Raw genomic sequence first — 19,409 nt, forward strand, 5'->3', positions numbered from 1 at the left:
CGGGGGAAGAAGTTGTCCGGAAGTCTGCTGGACGCGGGCGCCGTGATCGGCTGCCCGCACGGCGGCCGCGTCATGCCCGCCACCACACCCACCGGCGGCACACGCATCGCGGGCGCGGCCGTCGCCACGGCCGCCCACGCCTATGTCGTCACCGGCTGCCCGCACATCGTCGACAGGGTGCCCTCGCCGTGCGTCTCGGTCCGCTGGACCGCCGACGACGTCGGCGTCACGGTCGACGGCGCGGCCGTGCTGCTCGACACCTGCGCGGCCCAGTGCTTCACCGCGGCCTTCGTCCCGCAGGGGCCGCCCGTCGTCCAGGCCGCGCAGCGAAAGGTCACCGTCCGATGAGGCCGACGAGTCAACGAACCCGCCCGCGTACCGACATCGCGTTCCCCTTCCACGCCGACCGCCGGGGCCGCACCGCGCACGCCGGCCCCGCCGAGCACGTCCACGACCTGATCGAGCAACTGCTGTTCACCAGCCCCGGCGAGCGCGTGATGCGCCCCGACTTCGGCTGCGGACTGCTCGACCTGGTCTTCGCACCCAACAGCCCCGAGCTGATCAGCACCCTGGAACTCTCCGTCCAGGCCTCGCTGCAGCGCTGGCTCGGCGACCTCGTCGAGGTCGTGGCCCTCGACATCGAGGGCGGCGACGACGTCGTACGCGTGCATCTGTCCTACGTCGTACGCGCCACCGGCGCCGTCCGCGAGGACGTCTTCGAGGGGAGGGCGGCATGAGCGCGCTCACCACCCGGCGCGCCAAGGTGCGCGCCGCCCAGCTCAACGGCGTCGACGCCGTCGAAGTGAGCGACGATGGGCTGCTGCTCACGGTCACCTTCCTGGGCAAGGCCCCGCACGGCCTGGGGCCCGAGAACGTCCGCATCGACGGCGGGCGCCGGATCACCGGCATCACCGCGGTCGACGTCAGCGTCGAGCGCGAGGAGGACCCGGAGCTCGACGACCGGCTCCACGTCACCCTCGACCGGGCCGGCGACACCTCCCGCTACCGGCTGGCACTCGTGGAGCCCGACCCGTACGGGCGGCCCGGCACGGAGCCGCTGCGCGGCTTCGACCAGCGCTACCACAGCGCGGAGTTCGCCTTCCGGCCCGACTGCCCGACCCCCTTCGACTGCACGGACGACCACGAGCCGGAGCCCGCCCTCCCGGCCACCCCGGTCGTCGACTACACGGCCCGCGACTACGACACCATCCGCAAGCTGCTGCTGGACCGGCTCGCGCTCACCACCCCCGACTGGGTCGAGCGCAACCCCGCCGACCTGGGCGTGACCCTCGTGGAGTTGCTCGCCCACACCGGCGACCGGATCAGCTACCAGCAGGACGCGGTCGCCACCGAGGCCTACCTCGACACCGCGCGCCGCCGGGTCTCCGTGCGCCGGCACGTCCGGCTCATCGACTACGCGATGCACGACGGCTGCAACGCCCGCGCGTACGTCACCGTGGAGACCGCCGCCGACCACACCCTGGCGCCCGGCACCTTCCGCTTCGCCTCCGTCGACGTGCGCCGCCTCGATCCGCACGACCTTCCCGAGCCCGGCACCGTCATCGACGAGAACGACCTCGGCGACCTCGACGAGCGCGGCTCGGTGGAGGTCTTCGAACCGGTCGTCACCGCCGACCCGCTGGAGCTCAGGGTCGCGCACAACGCCATCCGGCTGTGGACCTGGGGCGGCGAGGTGTGCGCCCTGCCGCAGGGCGCCACCGCGGCCACCCTGCGCGACGAGTGGGTGGACCAGGAGACCTGCCGGGACCGCCGACTGGACCTCCAGCCGGGCGACGTCCTGGTCCTGGAGGAGGTGAAGGGCCCGCGCACCGGCACCCCCGGCGACGCCGACCCCACCCACCGCCAGGCCGTGCGCCTGACCTCCGTCACGCCAGGCCTTGACCACATCGAGGACCAGCCCGTCCTGGAGGTCACCTGGGCCGCCGAGGACGCCCTGCGCTTCCCGCTCTGCCTCACCACCCGCGGCGGACGCGACTGCCTGCCCGTCGAGGACGTGACCCTCGCCCGCGGCAACGCCGTCCTCGTGGACCACGGCCGCTCCGGACTCCACGAGACGGTCACCGCGCCGCCGGTGCCCGCCGTCGTGGCCCCCTGCGACCCGCCGGACTTCGGCTGCCCCGACCGTACGGAGGGCAACGCGCCCGCCCGGCTCATCCACTCCCTCACGGACCGGGCGGAGCGCGGCGAGGCCCTGGCCCCCGACGACGTCCGCGAACTGTTCGAGGTCGTGGGGGAGAACGCCACCATGCGCGCCGGAATCGGCCTGGAACGCGCCGGGCAGCGGCACGAGCGCGTCGTGCCCGGCACGGCCTATGCGCAGGCCGCCGCGCTGCGGACCCTGCTCGCGCAGTCCGTGTACCCCGGCATCGCCCCCCGCTTCCGCCCGGTCCTCGGCCGTGCGCCCGTCACCCAGGCCGTGCCGTTCCCCGACCCGGCCACGGTCGCCGCCGGACAGGCGGAGCGGATCGCGGGCATCCCGGGCCGGGTCGGGCAGCGGCTCGTCGAACTGTGGCGCAGCGCCCGCGACCGCGACGGACTCGGGGAGCAGGAGACCGACGAACTCGCCGTGATCTACGGCCTGAAGGTGCTGGAGCGGCTGGAGCTCCGCCGCCATCCGGTCCGCGCGCTGCGTGAACTCCTGCACCGCAGCGACCAGTTGCTCGACGCCAAGCTGCGCCGCGTCGAGATCCTCGCCGCGCGGGCGCGCGCGGGCACGGTCCTCGACGGGCACATCGCCTGGGAGATCGCCCACAGTTGGGGCCCGGCGTACGCGGCCGGACTCCACCCCGACGAGAGGGTGCTGCGCGGCTCCGCGACCGGCGCCCTCGCCCAGGATCCACGCCGCGCCCTGCCCGCCGTACGGCTGCACGACACCGACGCCATCTGGGAGCCGCGCCGCGACCTGCTCGGCAGCGCGCCCCGCGACCGGCACTTCGTCGGCGAGACCGAGGACGACGGCCGCCTCGCCCTGCGCTTCGGCGACGGACGCCACGGCGCGCGGCCGACGCCCGGGGCCAGGCTGTCCGTGCGCTACCGGCTCGGGGGCGGCAGCGCGGGCAACGTCGGCGCGGAGGCCATCAACCATCTGGTCGTCGAGGGCGACTGCGAAGCGCCCGCCGCCACCGTGCGCAACCCGCTGCCCGCCACCGGCGGCACCGAGCCCGAACCCGTCGACCAGGTACGCCAGTCGGCCCCGCTCGACCTGCGCCGCACCCGGCTGCGCGCGGTCACCGCCGAGGACTACGCGGCCCTCGCCTCCGCCCTGCCCGGGGTGCAGCGGGCCGCCGCGGAGCTCCGCTGGACCGGCAGCGTCCAGGAGACGCACGTCGCCGTGGACGCGCTCGGCACCGGCGCCCCGACCGAGCGGCTGCTCGCCTCGGTGGCCCAGGCCCTGGAGCCGTACCGGCGCATCGGCCACGACCTGGTGGTCGCCCCTGCCCGGCTGGTGCCGCTCGACATCGCGCTCACCGTCTGCGCCCGGCCCGGCCACCAGCACGGACAGATCCTGGCCGAGCTGTACCGCGTGCTCGGCAGCGGCCGGCTGCCGGGCGGACGCCTGGGCTTCTTCCACCCGGACGCGCTGACCTTCGGCGAGCCGGTCCGGCTCAGCCGCCTGGTCGCCGTCGCCGCGGCCGTCCCCGGTGTGGAGAGCGTCCAGGTCACGCGGCTGCGGCGGCTGTTCGACGAGGACCGAGGAGAAAGGGAGGACGGCGTGCTGCGGCTCGGCCCGCTGGAGATCGCCACCTGCGACAACGACCCGGACCGGCCGGAGAACGGGCGGCTCGCGATTTCCCTGGGAGGTGACCGATGACCGCCGTGTGCTCCTGCGGCGGCGCGTGCGGCGGGCACGACGAACGCCTCGCCCCCGCCCCGCTCCACAACCCTCCCGGCCGCACCGCCCTCGACTACCGCGTCGGCGAGTACGGCTCCTTCCTCGCCGCGCTCCTCGACCGGCTCGCCTCACCCGCCTACCCGGCCCTCGACGGGCTCACCGTGCGCACCCCCGACGACCCGGCGATCGGCCTGCTCGACGCCACCGCCGTCCTCGGGGACCTGCTCACCTTCCACTCCGAGCGGATCGCCGACGAGGCCTACATCCGCACCGCGAACGAGCACCGCTCGCTGGTGCTCCTCGGCCGGCTGGTCGGCCACCGCCCGCGCCCCGGCGTGGCGGCCGGCACCCATCTCGCCTACACCCTCGAACGCGATCCGCGCGCCGGGGCCATGCCGGTGCTGATCCCGCGCGGGGCGCGCAGCCACAGCGTGCCCGCCTCCGCCGACGAGCAGTCCCTGACCTTCGAGACCGGCCGGGACCTCACCGCCCGCTGGGACTGGAACGAGCTGAAGGTGCGGCGCCGCCGTCCCTCCCTGCTCACCCCCGACGACCTCGACCGCCGCTCGCAGCTGTTCGTCGAGGGCACGGCGAACTCCCTGCAGACCGGCGACCAGTTGCTCTTCGTCTTCGGTGAACAAGCGGGCGGGGAGCGCAAGTTGCTGCCCGTGGCGAACGTCCGGATCGACCGCGAGGAAGAGATCACCGCGATCTCCCTGCCCAGGTCGGCCCCGCCCACGCTGAAGGAACTCGTCGACGAGGTACGGCGCTGGACCGCGGAGCCGGTGGACCCGGGCGAGCCGGGCGACGAGCCCCCCACCCCCGAGGTCCCCGACCCGCGTCCGGTCAGCCGGCTGATCGAGGACTTCGACGACCAGGTCCTCGCCCCGCTGCGGGCCGACCTGGACGGCATCAAGACCCCGGGCGGCCTCACGGCCCGCCTCGCGGACCCCGTCGCCCGCCTGGGCGAGGCCCAGGTGCTCGCCGAGCCGTACGAGGACGTGGCGGCGTGGTTCGAGCAGTTGGCTGCGGTGCTGACAGAACTCGCCCAGCGGGCAGAGGAGTTGGCGCCCGCGCGGCCCGCCGATGCCACCGCTTCCGACGCCTCGTCCGGGGCCGGCGGCGCCGACGCGCGGCAGGGAACGGCCCGCGACCCCCGCCAGGCCGCCCTCCAGACCCTGAGCAGGATTCTTCCCGCACTGCGCTCCAGCGCCCCCGCACCCCGTGCAGGCGGCCGCCCCCACCGTCCCGGCACCGACACCGCCCGTCTCCTCGCCGCCCTCGACCCGGGGCTCGGCAGCCTCTACCCGGCCTGGCGTACGGCCGCCGCACCGGGCACCCCGCAGCTGCTGCGCGAGCTGCTCGCGATGCGCGTCACCGCGGCCCCCTTCGGCGCCACCGCCCCGCTCAAGCCCGTCCAGGACGCCAACGGCCGGGTCATCCGCACCGCCGACTGGCCGCTGACGGGCGCGGTGCTGGCGAGCATGCGCGTGGTGTACGACACCGCGGGCAAGGTGCCGGTCCGGGCGGAGTTCCAGTACGTCGAGGGCAGCAGCTCCGACCAGCGCGCCGAGAACCTGCCCGTCACCCAGCAGCTCACCTTCCCGCTCGGCCCCGGCCAGGTCGACCTGTCGACCCGCGCCGCCCAGGACCGCGAACTGAGCTGGCTCAACCGCCGCCCGGCCGTCGCCGAGGAGCCCGGCGTCACCGCCCGCCTTCACTCCGGCCTGCCCGAACGCACCCTGTTCGTGTCCCGGCCGGACGACGACGGCACGGTCCACGTGGGCATCCACAACGGCACGCCGCAGGAGTTCACCCTGCGCCCCGGGGTACCCGTACAGGCCACCCACGGCGCGTACGAGGTGACCCTCAGGTACACCGTGGGCAGCACCGAGCCCAACGTCGAGATCGTCGTCGCGAGCAAGCCGGAGCCGGTCAACCGCCGTGTCCTCCAGCTGGACAGCGTGCACGACGGCATCACGGTCGGCAGCTGGGTGGCCGTCCAGCGCCCGGCCAAGGGAGCCGCCGTACCCGGCGACGCCAAGCTGGCCTTCGTCACCACCCAGGTCGTGGCGGCGCGCACCGCGGCGTACTCCAACTACGGCATCACCGGCCGCGGCACCGAACTCACCCTCGCCGACCCCTGGCTGGACGAGTTCGACGTCCTGCTCTCCCACATCCGCGACACCACGGTGCACGCGGCGGGCGAGCCGCTCCGCCCCGCCGACGAGCCGCTCGGCGAGGACGTGCACGGCAACGAGATCGAACTCGCGGAGCTGTACGACGGTTTGCGTCCCGGCCGCACCCTCGTCGTGAGCGGCGAGCGCGCCGACATCCCGGGCGCGACCGGTGTCACGGCCACCGAGGTGGTCACGCTCGCAGCCGCCGACCCCGCCGTCGATCCCCGGCTGCCCGGCGACCACGTCCACACCCGGCTGACCCTCACCGCCGACCTCGTGCACCGCTATCGCCGCGCGAGTGTCCGGATCCTCGGCAACGTCGTCGAGGCCACCCACGGCGAGAGCCGCGAGGAGGCCATCGGCAGCGGCGACTCCGACCGCGTCAACCAGTCCTTCGCGCTCTGGCAGTCCCCGCTGACCTGGCTCGCCGCCGACAATCCGCTCGGCGCGACCCCCGTCCTGGAAGTGCGTGTCGACGGGGTGCTGTGGCACGAGGCCGACAGCCTCGCCGGGCGCGGCCCGACCGAGCGGGTGTACATCACGGGCACCGCGTCCGACGGCCGCACCACCGTGACCTTCGGCGACGGCGTGCACGGCGCCCGGCTGCCCAGCGGCCACGAGAACGTCCGCGCACGATACCGCTTCGGCACCGGCCGGGCCGCCAACGTCCCGGCCGACCGGATCACCCAGCCCCTCACCCGGCCGCTCGGTGTCACCGCGGTCACCAACCCCCGTCCGGCCACGGGCGGCGCGGACGCGGACGGGCCTGGCCTCACCCGCCGTACCGTCCCGCTCGCCGTCTCCGCCCTGGACCGGCTGGTCTCCCCGCTGGACTACGAGGACTTCGCCCGCTCGCGGGCGGGCATCGGGCGGGCCGCGGCCCGCGAGCTGTTCGACGGACGCCGGCGCGTGCTGCACGTGACGGTCGCGGGCACCGACGACGTCCCGATCGCCGACGACTCCGATGTGCTGCGCGCCCTGCGCGGGGCGCTGACGGAGTACGGGGACCCGAACCTCCCGGTCCGCGTGGACGTACGCGAACTCGTGCTGCTGCTGGTCGCCGCCAAGGTGAGGGTCGCCCCGGACCACTCCTGGGAGATCGTCGAACCGTGGCTGCGCCAGGCCCTGTTGCGGCGACTCGGCTACGAGGGCCGGGAGCTGGGGCAGCCCGCCCGGCTCTCCGAGCTGCTGGCCACGGCGCACTCCGTGCCCGGCGTCGACTACGTGGACGTCGACGTCTTCACCGGAGTCCCCGCCTCCGCCGGCCCGGAGGAGCTCACCGCGCTGCTCACCGGACCCGGCATACCCCGGCCGTCCGTACCGGCGCACCCGGCGACGTACGAGGAGCGGACCCACACCGTCCGCGACGAGCACGGCGAGACCCTGTCGGCCGTCTGCGCCCGCTACGGCATCCCGCTCGCCGAACTCCTGCGCCTCAACCCCGACATCACCCACACCCGGCCCTTGGCGAAGGGCCGGACGGTGTTCGTCTTCCGCGGCATCCGCCCCGCCCAGCTCGCTCTGCTGTCGGCACGGGCCGCGGACACCCTGATTCTCACGGAGGTCAAGTGATGGCCGCGCATTCGGCGGATGTCCAGTTGGAGACGCCGGCCCCGGTGACGCCCCGGGAGCCCGACGGGCTCGCCGAGCTGCTGCCCCGCTGGCACCGGCTGCGCGACGCCGAGGAGGGCGAGCCGCTGCGCGCCCTGCTCGCCGTGATCGCCGAGCAGCTCGACCGGGTCCGCGACGGGGTCCAGCAGGGCTACGAGGACCTGTTCGTGGAGACCGCGGCCCCCTGGGTGCTGCCGTACCTCGGCGACCTCGTCGGCTATCGCACCCTGCCGGGCTATGAACGCGTCCTCACCACCGGGCTGCACGGCGGCGGCCGGGACGCCCTGGCCGAGGCCGTCGCCCCGCGCGCGGACGTGGCCGCCACCGTCGCCCACCGCCGCCGCAAGGGCACCCTCCATCTGCTGGAGGAACTCGCCGAGCAGGTGGCCGAGTGGCCCGCCCGCGCGGTCGAGCTGTCCCGGCACGTGGCCCACACCCAGCCCGTGAAGCTGTACGGCACCGGCCGGCGAGGGGAGCGCGGCCGCCTCCTCGACCTGCGGAACGGCGCGGGACTCGCCCTCGCGGGCGGTCCGTTCGACGAGGCGGCCAGGACCGTCGACGTACGCCGTGCCGACTCCGCCCGTCGGCAGGGTGGTTGGACCCCGTCCGGAGTCGGGCTCTTCGTCTGGCGGCTGAAGGCCCACTCCCTCACCTCGTCCCCGGCCTACTGCATCGACCGCGCCCGCAACCTCTACACCTTCTCCATCCTCGGCAACGACACACCCCTGGTCACCAAGCCCGTCCCGGAACCCTCGCCGGCTCACATCGCCGCCGTCGACAACGTCCCGGCGTTCATCACCCGCCGCCTGCTGCACGACCGGCTCGCGGACTACTACGGCCCGGGCAAGAGCCTCGTCATCCGGCGCGACGGCGAGGACCGGCCCGTACCGCCGTCCGACATCGTGGTCGCGGACCTCTCCGACTGGCGTTACCGGCCCAGGCGCGGCCAGATCGCCGTCGACCCGGAGCTGGGCCGGATCGCGTTCGGGTCGCGGTCGGCGCCCCGGCAGGGCGTGTGGGTGGACTACCACCACGCGTCCGTCGCCGACCTGGGCGGCGGCGAGTACGAGCGGACCGACCGCGAGCCCCGGCCCGACGCCGACTTCTACCGCGTCGGCCCGGAACAGCCGTACCGCAGGATCATGGACGCCTACCGGGCCTGGCAGGACGAGCGCAGCCCGGACCGCACCGGCATCATCGAGATCACGCACAGCGGCGCCTACCAGGAGCAGTTGGACTTCGACCTCGATCCGGGCGACCGGCTGGAACTGCGGGCGGCCGAGGGCACCCGGCCGGTGATCCGGCTGCTCGACTGGTACAGCAACCGCCCCGACGCCCTCAACATCCGTGCGGTGTCCGACGACTGTGCCCCGCACGAGCGGCCCCGCATCGTCCTCGACGGGCTGCTGGTCGCCGGACGCGGCATCAACGTCACCGGTCCGATGGGCGCCGTCGTCGTCCGGCACTCCACGCTGGTGCCGGGCTGGTCGCTGGAGCCCGAGTGCGCGCCGCACTCACCCGACGAGCCCAGCATCGTCCTGGAACGCACCACCGCCTGCCTCCAGATCGAGCACAGCATCCTCGGCACCGTCGAGGTCATCGGCGACGAGGTCTCGGAGGACCCCCTCGACATCCATCTGCGCGACAGCGTCCTGGACGCCACCGGACACGACCGCGAGGCCCTCTCCGCCCCGGACTGCCGCCACGCCCACGCCGTGCTCCATCTGCACCGCACGACCGTGATCGGCGAGATCCACACGCACGCCGTACGGATCGCCGAGAACTCGGTCCTCACCGGCAGGCTGCACGTGGCCCGGCGCGGCATCGGCTGCCTGCGGTACTCGTACGTCCCGCCCGGCTCGCGCACCCCGCGCCGGTACCGCTGCCAGCCGGATCTCGCCGGGCCCGAACAGGCCGCGCGCGTACGGCCCTTGTTCGCATCCGAACGCTATGGGACGCCCTGGTACGGGCAGTTGGCGGACCGGTGCGCCGAGGAGATCCGGCGCGGCGCGGACGACGGCGCCGAGCTCGGCGCCTTCCACGACCTGTACCGGCCGCAGCGCGAGGACGGTCTGCGCGCCCGGCTCGCCGAGTACACGCCCGCGGGCACCGACGCCGGGATCTTCTTCGTGACGTGAGCCGAGCCGCACCTCCTACGCCTGATCCGAGACATCCCGAACCAGGGGGACCCCTTCCATGCACGCTGACCTCTCCCGCGCCACGTTCCGTCCGGAGCGGCACTACTCGGCGGTCGTCGCCCAGCAGGGCCGCGTCCAGCTCGACGCCGACCTCAACGAGCAGACCGCGATCCAGCTCCACCGGGCCCGCACCCTCACCGCGGACCTGATCGGCCGGTACGGCGGACCGCGCGACGCGACCGGCTTCCGCATCGAGTACGTGGGCGGCAAGCACGACATCGACACCCTGTACATCCACGGCGGCCGCTACTACGTGGACGGCATCCTGTGCGACGCGGACCGCCCGGCACCCGGCACGCCCGTGCCCCACGAGGACGCCGGGGAACCGGAGCCGGCGCCGACCGCGGAGAGGTACTGGGACTACTGGAACCAGCCCGACGGCTTCCGCGACCCGGAGAAGCCAGGGGACCGGCTGCCCTCGCCCGCCCAGACACCGTTCCTGGTCTACCTCAAGGTGTGGGAGCGCGCCGTCTGCGCGGCCGAGGACCCGGCCCTGCGCGAGGTCGCCCTCGGCGCCGCCCTGCCCGACACCGCCGTCCGCGCCAAGGTCGTCTGGCAGGTCCTGCCGCTGTCCCTGGCCGAGCTGGAGATCGAGGACGCCGAACCCGCCAAGGAGGTGGTGCGCGCCGCCTTCGACCGCTGGGCGCAGGGCCAGGCCGCCCCCTCGGCGCGGCTCGCCGCCCGCAGCGAGCGGCCCGAGCACGCCGACGAGGACCCGTGCCTGGTCCGGCCCGACGCCCGCTACCGCGGCCCCGAGAACCAGCTGTACCGGGTGGAGGTGCACGCGGGCGGCGAGGCGAAGGACGCCACCTTCAAGTGGTCCCGGGAGAACGGCTCGGTGGTCTTCCCGGTCGACGAACTCGACGGCACCTGGGTGCAGTTGGCCACCCTGGGCCTCGATGACAAGCTGGACCTGGACGTCGGAGACCTCGTCGAGTTCACCGACACCGCCTACGCCTCCCGCCTCGAAGCGCTGCCCCTGCTGCGGGTCGAGGAACTGGACCTGCCGGGCCGGCGCGTCCGCCTCTCCGGCGAGCCGGACCCGGGCGTGGGACGGCTGCCACATCTGCATCCGTTCCTGCGCCGCTGGGACCACCACGAGGGGCCGCGCCGCAAGGGCCGCACCGCTGCCCTGAAGGGCGGCGCGGTGCCCGTCACCGAGGGGGAGTGGCTGCCCCTGGAGGACGGTGTCGAGGTGTACTTCGCCAAGGGCGGCGGCTACCGCACCGGCGACCACTGGCTGATCCCCGCCCGCACCGCCACCGGCAGCGTCGAGTGGCCCACCGACCCGGCCCGCCGCCCCCTGCTGACGGCGCCCGCCGGGATCGCCCGGCACTTCGCGCCGCTGGCCCTGGTCAGGGGCGAGGGCGGCACGGTCGATCTGCGCCTGGCCTTCGGACCGCTGGCCGTCGGCATTCCGGCGGCGGACGAGGCGACGCTCGCCGCCGAGGCACAGGCCGCGAGCGAGGAACAGGCGGCGGAGGCCGATCCCTCCGGCGGCCGCTCACAGACCACAGCGGCGGCCGAGGCCGCCGTGGAAGGAGACCGCTGATGGCCCAGCCGATGAGCGCGTCCAAGCTGGTGGAGATCCTGCGTGCCGAGGGCGTCACCGTCCACGAGGTGCGCAACTGGCGTCAGCACAACCGCAACACCAAGGGCCCCTGGGGACCGGTGAACGGTGTCATGATCCACCACACCGTCACCTCCGGGACGTCCGCCTCCGTCGACATCTGCTACAACGGCTACTCCGGCCTGCCCGGCCCGCTGTGCCACGGTGTGATCGACAAGCAGGGCCATGTCCACCTCGTCGGCAACGGCCGCGCCAACCACGCGGGCCTCGGCGACAGCGACGTCCTGCGCGCCGTCGTCAACGAGACGAGACTGCCCCACGACAACGAGGCCGACGTCGACGGCAACCGGCACTTCTACGGCTTCGAGTGCATCAACCTCGGCGACGGCAAGGATCCCTGGCCCGAGGCGCAGAAGGAGGCCATCGAGAAGGTCTCGGCCGCCATCTGCCGCCACTACGGCTGGTCCGAGCGCTCCGTCATCGGGCACAAGGAGTGGCAGCCGGGCAAGCAGGACCCGCGCGGCTTCACGATGGACGGCATGCGGGCGCGCATCGCCGAACGGCTGGCCGGCAGGGGCGGCGGGAAGGACCCGGGCGGCCCGACCGACCCGAAGCCCGCGCCGAAGCCGGCCCACGCGCCGTTCCCGGGCAGCGGCTTCTTCCACATCGGGCAGAAGTCGCCGGTCATCACGGCCATGGGCCGCCGACTGGTCGCCGAGGGCTGCGGCCACTACGAGAGCGGGCCGAGCCCCGAGTGGACCGAGGCCGACCGCAAGTCGTACGCCGCCTGGCAGCACAAGCTCGGCTTCAAGGGCAAGGACGCGGACGGCATCCCCGGCAAGGTCAGCTGGGACCGGCTGAAGGTGCCGTCGGGCGGCTGAGCGGGCCGCACCCGGGCGGGGCGGGGCCTCAGTCCCGCTCGGCGCCCTGCTCCTTGTCCCGCTTCAGGTTCTTGACGCGCACCGACTCCTTGCGGACCTCGGCCTGGGTGGCGCGCTCCTTCTCCAGCCACTCCGGCCGTTCCTGCCTTAGCGCCTCGATCTGCTCGGTGGTGAGCGCCTCGGTGACCCCGGCGCGCGCCAGGCCCGAGATGGACACCCCGAGCTTCGCCGCCACCACGGGGCGGGGGTGGGGGCCGTTGGCGCGCAGCTCGCGCAGCCACTGGGGCGGATCGGCCTGGAGCTCGTTCAGCTCGGCGCGCGAGACGACACCCTCCTGGAACTCGGCGGGGGTGGCGGGGAGGTACACACCCAGCTTCTTCGCCGCCGTGGCGGGCTTCATCGTCTGGCCGGTCTGCTGCGAACTCATGAGGTCAAGGGTATCGGCCGGGTACGGGAGGTCCGACCACGGCCGGTAACCTGGCCTGGTGACAGGCTCGGAGGAAACACCGTCGTTCCGGCTCGCGTACGTCCCCGGCGTGACGCCCGCCAAGTGGGTACGGATCTGGACCGAGCGACTGCCCGACATCCCCCTCACCCTCCTCCAGGTGACGGCCGCCGAGGCACCCGACGTGCTGCGCGACGGCGGGGCCGACGCCGGGTTCGTACGGCTGCCGGTCGACCGTACGTTCTTCAGCGCGATCCCCCTCTACACCGAGGAGACGGTGGTCGTGGTCCCCAAGGACCACCTGATCACGGCGGCCGAGGAGGTCACCCTGGACGACCTCGCCGACGAGGTCCTCTTCCACCCGCTCGACGACGTCTTCGACTGGGACAGCCCGCCCGGGGAGCCCGCCTTCGAGCGCCCCGCCACCACGGCCGACGCCATCGAGCTGGTCGCGGCCGGCGTGGGCCTCCTGGTCGTCCCCCAGTCCCTGGCACGTCTGCACCACCGCAGGGACCTGACCTACCGCACGGTCGTGGACGGCCCCCGGTCGAGCATCGCCCTGTCCTGGCCGGAGGAGGCCACCACCGACCTGGTCGAGGACTTCGTCGGCATCGTCCGCGGGCGGACCGTCAACAGCACCCGCGGCCGCGCCCAGCCCCCGGCGCAGGAGAAGGGCAAGCGCCCCCAGAAGAAGCCCGCCGCGGGCAAGTCGGCGGCACGGAACCCACGAGGCCGCTCCGGCGGCTCGCAGGGCACCAAGCGGGGCAAGCCCCGGAAGCGGTCGTAGGAGCGGGGATCCGGCTCTGTCCAGGAGACGCCGGGTCAGGACTGCGGGGTGCGGTCGCCCAGGTCGGCGACGGCCAGGGCCAGGCCGGCCAGGACGAACAGGAGGGCCGTCAGCACGCCCAGCTGCAGTGCTCCGGAAGCCCGGCCGTGGTTGGCGAGGTGCGCGAAGTACACCGCGCCCACTGCTGCGATGCCCGCCGCCGACCCGACCCGCTGTCCCATCTGCAGCACGCCTCCGGCCGCGCCGGCCCGGCGCACCGGGACGCGGGCGAGGGTGAGGGCGGTGTTGGGGGAGGTGGTCAGGCCCGAGCCGACCCCGGCGACGAGCAGGGGCAGGGCCGCGGCCCACCCCACGCCCACACCCGGCACCAGCCACACGGCCGCCATGGTCCCCAGCAGGCCGAACACCACGGCGCACAGCCCCCAGACCACCAGCCTGCGGCCGTACCGGACGACCAGCCGTCCCCCGGCCAGCGCGGCGACCGCCGAGCCGACCGCGAACGGCATCGCGGCCAGCCCGGCCGCCAGCGCGCTGTAGTCCAGGGTGTTCTGCAGGAACAGCGTGTACACGAAGAAGACCGAGGTGAAGCCGGCGAAGTACACCAGGCTCAGCAGCGACCCGCAGGTGAACGAACGCCGGCTGAACAGCCGCAGGTCCACCAGCGGCCCCCGCCCCAGCCGCCCCTGCCGCCGCTCCCACACCCAGAACGCCACCAGCAGCGCCACGGCCACGGGGACCAGGACCCACTTGCGCCGCCCGGGCCACGCCTGCTCCTGCACCAGGGGCAGCATCATCGCGAGCGCACCGGCGCCGAGCAGCAGCACGCCCGGCACGTCGAACCCCTCCCCGGAGCCCTTCGGCGGGGACTCGGGCAACAGTCGCAGCGCCGCGGCGAACACGGCCACGCCGATCGGCAGGTTGACGAAGAACACCCAGCGCCAGCTGCCGGACGCCTCGATCAGCAGCCCTCCCGCCAGCGGGCCGACCGCGGTGGAGACGGCGACGACACTGCCGAACATGCCGAACGCCCGGGCACGCTCGGCGCCCTGGAACATCTGCTGGATCAGCCCCGACCCCTGGGGCGCGATCATGCCCCCCGCCACGCCCTGGAGAAGCCGGAACAGCACCAGCCACCCGGCGGTCGGCGCCAGCCCGCAGGCCGCCGAGGCCAGCGTGAACAGGGCCACCCCGACGATGAAGGTCTCCCTGCGGCCCCGCAGGTCACCCAGCCGGCCCGCGGGCACGAGGAACAGGCCGTAGGTCAGGGCGTAGCCGGAGACCACCCACGACAGGTCGGCCTGCGCCGCGTGCAGCCTGTGCTCCATCGAGGGCAGCGCCACGTTCACGATCGACGTGTCGAGCAGGGTCATGAAGCCCGCCGTCAGACAGACCGCGAGCGCCTTCCAGCGTCGCTCGTCGGTGACCGGCTCCGTGAAGCCGGCCTGCACTGTGGTCATGGGGGCCTCCGCCCGGAGCGGTCCACCGCGTCGTGGATTCCTGCGATCACCGTAGAAACCGCTACCGCCCCGCGCTCGTCGTGCCACGACCCCGATACGCCGACGCGGGCCGCCCGGGCGTCGCGCGGCTGATGCGGCTGCTGGCCGAGAGGGCCGTGACACATCCGGAGAACAGTTCCTACTCGGACTGCGCCGACCGGGCGACGCGCCCGCTCACGGACTCGACGCGCCCGGTTACGGACCTACGGCACGCCGTCCGTCAGGACTCGCCCGTGCCCAGGAGCCACGCGTATGCCGACTGCGCCGTGAACTCGGCCTGGCCGCCCCGCACGAGCAGCCCCGCGGTGGCGAACTCCGGGGCGTCGGCCTGTGCGGCGACGTACGGGATCGCGATGCAGCGCATCCCCGCCGCGTGCGCGGCCGCCGCGCCCGGTGCCGCGTCCTCCAGGACCACGCAGTTCGCGGGGGCCACCCCGAGACGCCGGGCCGCCTCCAGGAAGATGTCGGGCGCGGGTTTGCCGCGAGGCACCTCGTCGGCCGTGACGACCGTGCGCAGCCGGGCGTCCAGGCCCGTGCCCGCCAGCACCGCCTCGATGGCCTCGGGGGAGGAGCCCGAGGCCACGGCCGTCGGGACGCCCTCGGCCGCCAGCAGCTCCACGAACTTGCGCATCTCCGGATACACGCGGGTGTGAGTGCGGGCGAGCTTCAGATAGCGTCGGTTCGTCGCGGCGAGCAGTTCGTCGACCGGGGCGGTCAGGCGGTATCGCTGCTTCCAGATGATCACCGTCTCCAGGGTGCTGACCCCGACGTAGCTCTCGTGGTCCGCCCAGCTGTAGTCGCGCACGCCGTGCTCGGCGAGGGTCTCCCGGCTCGCTTCGTAGTAGTTGGGCTCGCTGTCCACGAGCGTTCCGTCGAGATCGAAGATGACCGCGACAGTGCCGAGTCGGCCGAGCTTGCTCATGGCGTCCAGGATGCCAACCTTCAGCTGCGCGCGGCCGTCCGGCCGACCGACTCCACCAGGGGCAGCAGCCGGTGTGCGACGCGCTCGCGCAGCGCCACTTCCGTCCGGGTGCGCACCACGCCCGGCAGGCTGATCAGCTTCTGGATCACGTCCTCGAGATGGGCGTTGTCCCGCGCCACGACCCGGGTCAGCAGATCCCCGCCGCCCGTGATCGAGAAGGCCTCGACGATCTCCGGCACGGCGGCCAGCGCGTCCCCGACGTCGTCGAGGTGGCCCTGGGTGACCTCGATGTGCACGAAGGCCAGCACCGGGTGGCCCAGCGCCGCGGGGGACAGGGCGGGACCCGTGCCGGTGATCACGCCCTCCCGTTCCAGGCGGTCCAGCCGGGCCTGCAGGGTGCCGCGGGCGATGCCGAGGATGCGGGCGTACTCGCGCACGCTGGTACGCGGCTGCTCCAGCAGCAGTCGCAGGATGCGGGTGTCGAGCTCGTCCACGGCCATGGCGCGCCGGCCTCCTCGTCCCTTCGATGATCACCAACGACAGTACCAATGGCACAGCTCACAGCAGTGCGGGTGAGCCGTCCGGCCTGGTCCGTTGGCCCGCAGCCGGACGTCCTCGACCATCGTCGGTTGTGCCAATGGTTCAGTGATGCGGAGGAGACTTGAGCCAGTGCACCGGTTGATGCTGTCATGGAGGCGTCGATGGCGCTGCGGATCCCGCGGCGCCTTTTTCGTGCCAGTGTCCACAGGGGGCGGGAAAGCAGTGCTGAAGAGGGTGTTCGTGGCTCCGGACCCGGGGCGGCTGCGGCTGCGTTTCGCCGCGCGGGCCGTGCTCGGCATCGGACTGGCGGTGGTCGTCTGCGGCCTGGCCGGACACTCCCTCGCGGGCGCCGTCACGGGCGGGCTCGCCGCGCTGCTCGCCCTGTTCACGGTCGCCGACGCCACCGTCCGCGGGCAGGCAGTCACCACTGCGCTGCTGCCCGCCGTGGGCCTGCCGGTGCTCGCCGCGGCGGCCGAGCTGCACGACCACCCCGTGGCGCGGGACCTCGCCTTCCTCGCCGTCGTCGGCGCGGGTGTGTACGCGCGCCGCTGGGGGCCGCGCGGGCACAGCCTCGGCGTGTTCGCCTTCATGACCTTCTTCATCGCCCAGTTCCTGCACGCCACCGCGGGACAGCTGCCGGAGCTGTACGCCGCCGTCCTGCTGTCCGTCCTCGCCGCGGCAGCGGTGCGCTTCGGGCTGTGGTGCTACGAGCGCCGTCTGCCCCCGGTGGCCGCGCCCGCCCCGCCCGCCGGCACCGGCCTGGCCCGGGTGACCACCCGGCAGGCCGTCCAGGCGACCGCGGGCGCCGGCTTCGCGCTGATCGTGGGCCACCTGGTGTCCGGACAGCGCTGGTACTGGGCCGTCGGCGCCACTTGGTGGATCTTCGTGAACACCGCCTCGCGCGGCGAGACGCTGGTCCGGGGCTTCCGCCGGGTGCTCGGCACGGTCATCGGCATCGGCCTCGGCCTGCTGATCGCCGTCCCGGTGCACGGCGCCCCGGCCCCCACCGCGGTCCTCGTCGCCGTCGCCGTCTTCGGCATCTTCTACACGGCCGCCGTGTCCTACACCTGGATGATGCTCTGGGTGACGCTGCTCGCCGAACTGCTCTACGGCCTCCTCGGCGTCCTGAGCCCCGGCCTGCTCGCCCTGCGCCTCGCGGAGACCGGCGTCGGCGCCCTCGGTGCCGTACTCGCCGTGCTGTTCGTGCTGCCCGTCACCACCCACCTCACCACCGACGCCTGGATCCAGCGCGCCCTGCGCTGCGTGCACCTGTGCACCGCGCAGGCCGCGGCCCGGCTCGCCGGCTCGCCCACCGCGGACCCGGCGCCACGGGTCGCCGAACTGGAGCAGCTGCTCGGCCGGGTACGGCTCTCGGTCGCGCCGCTCGTGCACCCGCTCAACCCGATGCTCGGCCGTAAGCGCCGCGCCCGCCGGGTCCTCACCCTGCTGGACGACTGCGCCCGGGAGATCCGCGGCCTGGTCGCCGTCGCGGCCGATCCGGAGGCCTCCCACGACGCCCGGCTGGCCGCCGCCTGCTGGCGCGTCGAAGCGGCCGTCGAGGCGCTCACCAGGGGCTCGGAGCACATCACCTGCCCCGCCGAACCGCCCGCGGAACCCGCCCTCGCCCACCTGCACGGCGTGGAACGCGCCCTCTCCGAACTCGCCGAGCCCCTGCGCACCCCGGCGGGTTCACCGCTGGTCGGCGCCTGAGACGCGCCGACCCGAAGGCCTTGGTCTAGACCGCAAACTGCTACCGTCGGCCCCGTACCGGCTCGTACTGGCTCGTACCGAGAGGGGACAGCGGTGGCAGACGGCGGCAGGCGGCAAAGGGCGTTCATCGGGTCGTTCACGGCGGCGGGCGGACCCGGGGTCGTCACGGCGGCGGTCCACCCGCACAGCGGCGCCCTGGCCCTCCTGGAGAGCGTCGACGGTGTCCCCGACCCGTCGTACCTCGCGCTCGCGCCCGGCGGGCGCACCCTGTACGCGGTCAGCGAGACCGCCGACGGCGCGGTGGCCGCCTACCACGTCCACGACGACAAACCACGGCTCGCCGGTCCGCCGGTCCCGGTCGGCGGCAGCGGGCCCACCCACCTCAGCCGCTTCGACGGGCACGTCCTGACCGCCAACTACGGCTCCGGCAGCATCACCGCCGTCCCCGTCCGCCCCGACGGCACCCTCGCCCAGGCCGCCTCCGGGCTGCTCCAGCACACCGGATCGGGTCCGCACGAGCGACGCCAGCGCGGGCCGCACGCCCACCAGGTGCAGCCGGACCCCAGCGGCCGCTGGGCGGTCAGCGTCGACCTCGGCACCGACTCGGTCCGGGTCTGCACCCTGCACGGCGGCACCCTGGCGGTGCACCGCGAGTTCGCCCTGCGCCCCGGCTCCGGCCCCCGCCACCTGGCCTTCCATCCCGGCGGCGGATACGCCTACGTCGTCAACGAACTCACCCCGACCGTCACCGTCTGCCGCTGGGACGCGGAACGCGGCTCCCTGAAGCCGCTGACCGAGACCCCGGTGCTGCCCGGCGCTCCGGCCGGCGACGCCTACCCCTCCGGCATCGTCGTCTCGCCCGACGGACGCTTCGTGTGGACCGCGACCCGCGGCGAGGACGTCCTGTCGGTGTTCGCGGTCGACGGGGAGGGGCTGCGGCTGACCGGCACCGTCCCCTGCGGCGGCCACTGGCCCCGTGCCCTCGCCCAGTCCGGCGGTTTCCTCTACGCGGCCAACGAGCGCTCCGGGGAGGTGACCTGGTTCGCCGTCGATCCGCTGACCGGCATGCCGCGCTACGACGGCTCGGTGGCGGTACCCGCGGCCTCCTGCGTGGTCTTCGGCTGAGCCCGCCGCCCGGCCTCGCCGGCCCCGCCCGCCTCACCGCACAAGGCGAAGGGCCCGCCCCGTCCCGGGAACGGGCCCTGTGTCCTACAGG

14 protein-coding genes are annotated in these 19,409 nt (G+C 74.1%); 10 read left to right on the top strand and 4 right to left on the bottom strand.

The features are described from left to right. The first annotated feature begins 12 nt into the window (after positions 1–12). From AB0I54_RS36860 to AB0I54_RS36890, 7 genes are read left to right on the top strand one after another with little or no spacing between them, the layout of a single operon-like run. Positions 13–348, top strand: coding sequence for a hypothetical protein (locus AB0I54_RS36860; protein WP_363300637.1), 336 nt, complete (start codon positions 13–15; stop codon positions 346–348). Further along, positions 345–737 carry a GPW/gp25 family protein gene (locus AB0I54_RS36865; protein ID WP_363300638.1) on the top strand — a complete coding sequence of 131 codons (393 nt, stop codon included), beginning with the start codon at positions 345–347 and terminating at the stop codon, positions 735–737. Before AB0I54_RS36860 ends, AB0I54_RS36865 begins: the two co-directional genes overlap by 4 nt. Continuing rightward, the gene (locus tag AB0I54_RS36870) at positions 734–3,832 is read left to right on the top strand and encodes a putative baseplate assembly protein (protein ID WP_363300639.1); all 3,099 of its coding nucleotides are present in this window, start codon (positions 734–736) and stop codon (positions 3,830–3,832) included. The genes AB0I54_RS36865 and AB0I54_RS36870 overlap by 4 nt, the downstream gene beginning before the upstream one ends. Beyond that, complete coding sequence (locus tag AB0I54_RS36875) at positions 3,829–7,605, top strand: putative baseplate assembly protein (RefSeq protein WP_363300640.1); 3,777 nt, start codon at positions 3,829–3,831, stop codon at positions 7,603–7,605. The genes AB0I54_RS36870 and AB0I54_RS36875 overlap by 4 nt, the downstream gene beginning before the upstream one ends. Further along, a complete protein-coding gene (locus AB0I54_RS36880) occupies positions 7,605–9,782 on the top strand; it encodes a hypothetical protein (protein ID WP_363300641.1) in 2,178 nt (725 codons plus the stop codon). Before AB0I54_RS36875 ends, AB0I54_RS36880 begins: the two co-directional genes overlap by 1 nt. A gap of 58 nt (positions 9,783–9,840) precedes the next feature. Beyond that, a complete protein-coding gene (locus AB0I54_RS36885) occupies positions 9,841–11,394 on the top strand; it encodes a DUF6519 domain-containing protein (protein ID WP_363300642.1) in 1,554 nt (517 codons plus the stop codon). Next, positions 11,394–12,293 (top strand): peptidoglycan-binding protein, encoded by a 900-nt coding sequence (locus AB0I54_RS36890; RefSeq protein ID WP_363300643.1) that lies wholly within the window; start codon positions 11,394–11,396, stop codon positions 12,291–12,293. The genes AB0I54_RS36885 and AB0I54_RS36890 overlap by 1 nt, the downstream gene beginning before the upstream one ends. A 28-nt stretch (positions 12,294–12,321) precedes the next feature. Here AB0I54_RS36890 and AB0I54_RS36895 read toward each other — a convergent pair whose 3' ends face one another. Beyond that, positions 12,322–12,720 carry a DUF5997 family protein gene (locus AB0I54_RS36895; protein WP_363300644.1) on the bottom strand — a complete coding sequence of 133 codons (399 nt, stop codon included), beginning with the start codon at positions 12,718–12,720 and terminating at the stop codon, positions 12,322–12,324. Positions 12,721–12,778: 58 nt separating this feature from the next. Here AB0I54_RS36895 and AB0I54_RS36900 point away from each other — a divergent pair, with 58 nt between their 5' ends. Continuing rightward, positions 12,779–13,525 carry a LysR family substrate-binding domain-containing protein gene (locus tag AB0I54_RS36900; protein WP_363300646.1) on the top strand — a complete coding sequence of 249 codons (747 nt, stop codon included), beginning with the start codon at positions 12,779–12,781 and terminating at the stop codon, positions 13,523–13,525. A gap of 35 nt (positions 13,526–13,560) precedes the next feature. Here AB0I54_RS36900 and AB0I54_RS36905 read toward each other — a convergent pair whose 3' ends face one another. From AB0I54_RS36905 to AB0I54_RS36915, 3 genes are all read right to left on the bottom strand, one after another. Further along, on the bottom strand, positions 13,561–14,982 hold the full coding sequence (locus tag AB0I54_RS36905) for an MFS transporter (protein ID WP_363300647.1): 1,422 nt from the start codon (positions 14,980–14,982) through the stop codon (positions 13,561–13,563). Positions 14,983–15,241: 259 nt separating this feature from the next. Further along, positions 15,242–15,943, bottom strand: coding sequence for an HAD family phosphatase (locus AB0I54_RS36910; RefSeq protein WP_363300648.1), 702 nt, complete (start codon positions 15,941–15,943; stop codon positions 15,242–15,244). A 20-nt stretch (positions 15,944–15,963) separates the two neighbouring features. Next, a complete protein-coding gene (locus tag AB0I54_RS36915) occupies positions 15,964–16,443 on the bottom strand; it encodes an Lrp/AsnC family transcriptional regulator (RefSeq protein ID WP_363300649.1) in 480 nt (159 codons plus the stop codon). A gap of 262 nt (positions 16,444–16,705) precedes the next feature. Here AB0I54_RS36915 and AB0I54_RS36920 point away from each other — a divergent pair, with 262 nt between their 5' ends. Beyond that, entirely contained in the window at positions 16,706–18,193 is a 1,488-nt protein-coding gene (locus AB0I54_RS36920) for an FUSC family protein (protein ID WP_363300650.1), read from the top strand. A gap of 93 nt (positions 18,194–18,286) precedes the next feature. Further along, a complete protein-coding gene (locus AB0I54_RS36925; protein ID WP_363300651.1) occupies positions 18,287–19,318 on the top strand; it encodes a lactonase family protein in 1,032 nt (343 codons plus the stop codon). Positions 19,319–19,409: the final 91 nt, after the last annotated feature.

This window comes from Streptomyces sp. NPDC050625 (genome assembly GCF_040654755.1).
GTDB lineage: Bacteria > Actinomycetota > Actinomycetes > Streptomycetales > Streptomycetaceae > Streptomyces.